At 62.8% G+C, this 1,813-nt stretch carries 3 protein-coding genes; all 3 read left to right on the plus strand.

Going from position 1 to position 1,813, the window contains the following annotated elements:
- Window positions 1-177 precede the first annotated feature (177 nt).
- Window positions 178-531 (plus strand): IS66 family insertion sequence element accessory protein TnpB, encoded by a 354-nt coding sequence (gene tnpB, locus IVB13_RS36075; protein ID WP_247492302.1) that lies wholly within the window; start codon window positions 178-180, stop codon window positions 529-531.
- A gap of 69 nt (window positions 532-600) precedes the next feature.
- A complete protein-coding gene (locus IVB13_RS36080) occupies window positions 601-999 on the plus strand; it encodes a transposase (RefSeq protein WP_247492304.1) in 399 nt (132 codons plus the stop codon).
- A partial coding sequence (locus tag IVB13_RS36085) for an IS66 family transposase (RefSeq protein ID WP_247492305.1) occupies window positions 996-1,813 on the plus strand: 818 nt, incomplete at its 3' end. The genes IVB13_RS36080 and IVB13_RS36085, both read left to right, overlap by 4 nt.

Raw genomic sequence — 1,813 nt, forward strand, 5'->3', positions numbered from 1 at the left:
AAGATTGCGCGGATCGCATGGGTGGTGATGACCAAGCCCGGCGCAAGCTATGAACGGCGGGATCCGGCCTCCGGCGATCAAGCTTGAGATCGCGATCGGTGATGTCGTGCTGCGGACGGATACGGGCATTGATGGTGAGCAGCTCTCCCGGGTGATCCGTGCGGTGCGAGCGTCACGATGATTGGGGCCGGTGCTGATCTGAAGATTTACGTTGCAATGCGGCCGATCGACTTCCGCTGTTGCCACGATGGGCTTGCGGCAAAGGTGCAGGAGGTGCTCCGTCTTGATCCGTTCAGCGGCGCAGCCTTCGTGTTCCGATCGAAACGAGCGGACCGGATCAAGATTTTGGTCTGGGATCGAACGGGCCTGGTGTTGGTGCACAAGCGCCTCGAAGGTTGCAAGTTTGTTTGGCCAACGATCGTAGACGGCGTGATGCGAATGTCGCCCGCGATGTTCGCTGCCTTGTTCGAAGGGCTGGATTGGAGATTGGTCCGCCCGGAAGAAGCACGGCGCCCTCAGGCGGCGGGATAACTGCGGCAGAATGACTCGGCAGCTATTTTGATCGTGGCACACGCGGCGGCGATGTGCTCGAAATAGCGCATGAGCATCGCGGCGCTACGCGACGAAAACGAACGCCTGAAGGCGCTTTTGACGCAAACGCAGGCGGCCTTGAGCGAGCATCAGGGGGCGCTGGCGGCGTCGGAAGAAGCCCGACGCCGCCTGGAGATCATTCTCGGCGAATTGCGACGCGACAGGTTCGGCGCGAAATCCGAGAAGCTGCGACCAGATCAGTATCATTTGCCGCTCGAAGACGTGGAGATCGCGCAAGGCATCCTGGATGCCGCGCAGGAGAGAGCCGAGGCGGCGATCCAGGGCCGATCACGGAACGCGCCAGATCATGGTTCTCATCGCAATCGCGGCTGCTTGCCTGTCCATTTGCCGCGGGTGGAGCGGATTATCGAGCCTGTGAGCACGCTCCGTGCGGTTGCGGCGCCATGACGAAGATAGGCGAGGACGTCAGCCAGCGTCTTGACGTGATCCCGGCGCAATTGCGCGTGCTGGTCACGCGCCGCCCGAAATATATCTGTCGCCGCTGCTCGGGCCCCGTCGTGCAGGCGCACGCACCGGAGCACGTCGTGCCCGGCGGGCTGCCGACCGAAGCGGCCATCGCGCACGTGATCGTCTCCAAATTTGGCGACCATACGCCATTCTACCGTCAGGCCGCGATCTATGCGCGCCAGGGAATCCGGCTTGATCGGGCGACACTGGGCAACTGGTCTGGCCGCGCCTGCTTCCATCTTCAGCCCATCGCCGACCACATGCGCCACCACCTGGCCATGGCGGATCGTCTGTTCATGGACGAAACCAAGGCGCCGGTACTCGATCCCGGGCGCGGCCAAACGAAGAAAGGCTACTTCTGGGCGATCGCCTCAGACGACCGCGGCCACAGCGGGGCAAGTCCGCCGATCGTGCTGTTCCGATATGCCCCCGGTCGCAGCGGTGCCTTTGCTGAGCAGTTCCTCGACGGTTTTGGCGGACGCTACCTGCAATGCGATGCCTATGACGGGTATGACCGGCTGAACGAAGTCGTTCGACCGCAAGGGCCATGGACGCTCGTGCATTGCTGGAGCCATTTGCGCCGGCGCTTCGTCAAATTGGTGCGCAACAGCAAGTCACCAATCGCCGAGGCCGCTGTTCGGCACATCGCGCAGCTTTACGCCATCGAAGCCATGGTGCGCGGCTCATCGCCGGACATACGGTTGGCCGCGCGCAAGGAGCACTCGCTGCCAATGGTAGCCGCGTTGAAGTCGTG

Origin of the sequence: Bradyrhizobium sp. 17 (assembly GCF_023073515.1) — a bacterium.
GTDB classification, from domain to species: Bacteria; Pseudomonadota; Alphaproteobacteria; order Rhizobiales; family Xanthobacteraceae; genus Bradyrhizobium; species Bradyrhizobium canariense_D.